Below are 3,706 nucleotides of genomic sequence, written 5' to 3' on the forward strand. Positions count from 1 at the left end.
GCAGAGGCCGGCGCCAGCTTCGCCGGGCCGGCGACGCGCTGGCCGGCCTTCGACCCCGCGCTGCCGCCGCGCAGCGCGCTTCTCGCGCTTGCGCGGCGGGCGGGCGGTCCGGTGGGCGGCTGAACGCGGCGATCAGTCCTGTATTGTGATGCCCTTCGCGCGCACCACCTCGCTCCAGCGCGCGAGGTCACTGTCCATCACGCGGCGCAGCGCATCGGCCTCGCCGGACATCACCACCGCGCCCTGCTGCGCGAAGCGGTCGCGCACCTCGGGCGTCGCGAGGACCTTGCCGATTTCCTCCTGGATGCGCGCGATCAGCGCCGGCTCCATCCCGCGCGGGCCGAGCAGGCCGTACCAGAAGGAATAGGGGAAATCGAAGCCCTGCTCGCGCGCCGTCGGCACGTCCGGCAGCGCGGGCATGCGCCCGCCCGAGGTGCCGATCGCGATCGCCCGCGCGCGCCCGTCGCGCAACGCGCCGAGCACCGTCGGCGGCGCCGCGATCAGCAGTCCGACGCGGCCGGCGAGCAGGTCGGTGAAGGCGGGCCCCATGCCGCGATAGGGCACATGGGTCATGCGGATCCCGGCCAAATCCTGCAGGTGTTCCGTGTAGAGATGCGGGGAGGATCCGGCGCCCATCGAGCCGTAGAAGAACCGGTCGGCCGGCTGGCCGCGCTGCGCATCGACCAGGTCGCGCAGCGTGCGTGCGGGCGAGGCGGCGGGCACGACGAAGACCGTCGGGTAGTCCACCAGCGCGCTGATCGGCGTGAGGTCGGTGCGGATGTCGAAGCCCAGATTGGGCTGCAGCGGCGGCGCGGTGGCGAGCGAGTTGTCGGTCAGCAGCAGCGTCGTGCCGTCCGGCGCGCTGCGCACCACATTGGTCCAGCCCACCACGCCGCCGCCGCCGGAGCGGTTCTCCACGACGAAACTCGCGCCCGTCTGGTCCGACAGCCGCTGCGCGAAGAGACGCGCGACGAAGTCGGTCGTGCCGCCGGGCGGATAGGTGATGACGATGCGGACCTGGCGGCCGCCGGGCCATGCCGCGCCCTGCGCGCGGGCGACGGTGGGCAGCGCAAGGGCGGCGGCGGTGGCCGCGATCAGCGTGCGACGCTTCATGGATGTCTCTCCCTGGGTCACCGGCTCCGCCGGATTCCTTGTGTTCACCGGCTCCGCCGGTTGGGGTCTCGGCTTCGCGGGCGGGCGCCGGACGGTGCAGAGCCAGCACATGCGCTCAGCCCTTCAGCAGCCGGTCGGAGGCGAGGCGCGCGCCCTCGGCCAGGCTGCGCAGCTTCGCCCAGACGACATCGGAGGCGACGCGGCCGCGACCGGCCGAGGTGTCGAAGCCGCAATCGGTGCCGGCCATCAGGCGGCGCGGATCGCCGATGCTCTGCGCGATGCGCTCGAGCCGCTCGGCGATCACCTCCGGATGCTCGACGAACTGGGTGAGGGTGTCGATCACGCCGGCGACCAGCACCTGGTCGTCCCCGAGCGGCAGGCGGCGGAAGACGCGGTGCTCATGCGCGTGGCGCGGATTGGCGAAGGGCAGCACGAAGGCGCCGACCTTGAGCTGCCGGATGACCGGCCAGATGTCCTCGAAGGGCACGTCGCTGTCGTGCGGCGCCTCGTAGTTGCCCCAGCAGACATGCAGGCGGATGCGGTGCCTCGGCAGGTCTTCGATGGCGCGGTTGATGGCGGCGACGACGCGCTCGCAGAAGTCGAGGAAGTCCGCCAGCGGGCGGTCCTGCCAGGCCCCGTGGCGTTCCAGCGCGAGGTCGGGACAGTCGATCTGCAGCGTGAAGCCGGCTTCGAGGATGGCGGCGTATTCCGCGCGCAGCGCCGAGGCCAGCGCGTTCAGATAGGCCTCGTCGGTGTCGTAGTGCCGGTTCTGCACCACGGCGGCGACGATGCCGGGCGAGGGCGCGGCCATGAAGGCCGGGGCGCCCCCCGCGGCGTCGAGCGCGGCGCGGAACTGCGCCAGCTCGGCGCGCATCGCGTCCTGGCCGACATAGGTGACCGGGCCGGTCGCGGCGGGGAGGTTGCCGGTGACGCTCGCGGTCTCCTTGCCCTTCAGGCTTTCCAGCAACGATTCCTTGAATTCGGGATAGGCCTCGACGTCCTGGAAGGGCCGGCGGCGGCTCTCGCCGCCGAGGCCGGTCAGGCGGTCGCGCAGATAGAGCACGAAGGATTCGCGGCCCTGCTCGCCGTCATTCGGGATGTCGATGCCGGCGGCGAGCTGCTTCGGCACGATGGCCTGCACGGCCGCTTCCGTGGCGGCGGCGAGTTCTGTCGTGTCCACCGCCTCGCCGCGCGAGCGCTTGGCGTGCAGCCGGGTCAGAGCACGTGGGCGGGGCAGGCTGCCGGTGTGCGTGGTGAAGATTCTTTCGGCCTGGGGCGGCATGGCGTTCCCTTCCTTACGGGAAGCCTTAGCGCCGGAGACCGTCCGCGACCAGCGTGCAGGCTGCGACCGCGAGCAGGATGGCGAGCCCCGGCCACACCGCGGCCCAGGGCGCGCTGAACACCAGATCCTGCGCGTTGGAGAGCATGTTGCCCCAGCTTGCCGCGGGTGGCGCGATGCCGAGGCCCAGGAAGGAGAGCGTGCTTTCGGCAAGGATCGCGCCCGCGACGGCCAGCGCGGTCGCGACGGCGACGGGCCCTGCGACGTTGGGTACGACATGGCGGAGCAGCACGCGCGACTCCGACGCGCCGAGGGCGCGCGCCGCGCGGACAAAATCGCGCGAGAGCACCGAGAGTGTTGCGGCGCGGGCGAGGCGTGCCACGCCGACCCAGCCGAACAGCGTGAGGATTACGACGATGCGCAGGATGTCCGACAGCGGCTCGCCGCGCGGCAGGCCGATGCGTCCGGTGTCGGCGGCGGCGAGCACGACGAGGACGGGCAGCGCGGGCAGCGCCAGCATGCCGTCGGCCAGCCGCATCAGTACCGCATCCAGCGCGCCGCCGCGCCAGGCGGCGAGGATGCCGATCGCGGTGCCGAGCAGCGCGGCGGCGAGCGCGGTGGCGAGCCCGACCGCGAGCGAGATGCGTGCGCCGTGGAGGAGGCGGAGCAGGATGTCGCGGCCGAGCTCGTCCGTGCCGAGCGGATGGTCCAGCGACGCCTCCGCGTGGCGCTTGAAGAGGTCGGGCGCGAAGGGGTCGTGGCCGAGCCAGGCTTCGGCGAGCGGCGCGAGCAGCGCGCCGAGCGCGAGCAGCGCGAGGAGCACGAGGCCGATCCGCAGCCTCATGCGTCGCGCAGCCTGGGGTCGAGGGCGCGTTGCGCGAGGTCGGCGGCGAGCGTCGCCAGCATCGTCACCAGCGCGACCAGGAGCAGCGCGATCAGCGCGAGGTTGGTGTCGTTGCCCATCACCGCGTCGTAGATCAGCTTGCCCATGCCGGGGCGGGCGAAGAGGGTCTCGGTGATCAGCGCGCCGCCGACCAGCGCGCCGGCGTCGAGGGCTGCGACCTGCAGCACCGGCACGGCGGCGTTGGGGAAGGCGTGGCGCAGCAGCACCCGCGCCTCGCCGTTGCCCCGCGCGCGTGCCGCGGTGACCCAGGGCTCGCCGAGCGTCGCGCCGACCGCGGCGGCGGAGTGGCGCGCGTAAGCCGCGAGGTTGGCGATGGCGAGGGTGGCGACGGGCAGGACGAGGAAGCCGAGCGCGTCGGCGCCGCCTGTCTCGCTACTGCCGGCGGCCGGCAGCCAGCCTAGCGTGACGGC

The 3,706-nt window shown here is 73.3% G+C and carries 4 protein-coding genes; all 4 read right to left on the reverse strand.

The genetic code is table 11. The annotated features are described in order from the left end of the window. Positions 1–132: 132 nt before the first annotated feature. Entirely contained in the window at positions 133–1,113 is a 981-nt protein-coding gene (locus L2I40_RS20375) for a Bug family tripartite tricarboxylate transporter substrate binding protein (protein ID WP_237217006.1), read from the reverse strand. A 115-nt stretch (positions 1,114–1,228) separates the two neighbouring features. Continuing rightward, positions 1,229–2,395 carry a cobalamin-independent methionine synthase II family protein gene (locus L2I40_RS20380; protein WP_237217007.1) on the reverse strand — a complete coding sequence of 389 codons (1,167 nt, stop codon included), beginning with the start codon at positions 2,393–2,395 and terminating at the stop codon, positions 1,229–1,231. A gap of 25 nt (positions 2,396–2,420) precedes the next feature. Next, positions 2,421–3,236 (reverse strand): ABC transporter permease, encoded by an 816-nt coding sequence (locus L2I40_RS20385; protein WP_237217008.1) that lies wholly within the window; start codon positions 3,234–3,236, stop codon positions 2,421–2,423. After that, on the reverse strand, positions 3,233–3,706 hold a 474-nt coding region (locus L2I40_RS20390), incomplete at its 5' end, for an ABC transporter permease subunit (RefSeq protein WP_237217009.1). The genes L2I40_RS20390 and L2I40_RS20385, both read right to left, overlap by 4 nt.

The sequence above is a fragment of the Falsiroseomonas oryziterrae genome (genome assembly GCF_021864505.1).
GTDB classification, from domain to species: domain Bacteria; phylum Pseudomonadota; class Alphaproteobacteria; order Acetobacterales; family Acetobacteraceae; genus Falsiroseomonas; species Falsiroseomonas oryziterrae.

Bases quoted from the DNA above. Each gene is read 5' to 3' on its own strand.
- L2I40_RS20380 (WP_237217007.1), bottom strand. From the start codon at position 2,395: ATGCCGCCCCAGGCCGAAAGAATCTTCACCACGCACACCGGCAGCCTG.
- L2I40_RS20385 (WP_237217008.1), bottom strand. From the start codon at position 3,236: ATGAGGCTGCGGATCGGCCTCGTGCTCCTCGCGCTGCTCGCGCTCGGC.
- L2I40_RS20375 (WP_237217006.1), bottom strand. From the start codon at position 1,113: ATGAAGCGTCGCACGCTGATCGCGGCCACCGCCGCCGCCCTTGCGCTG.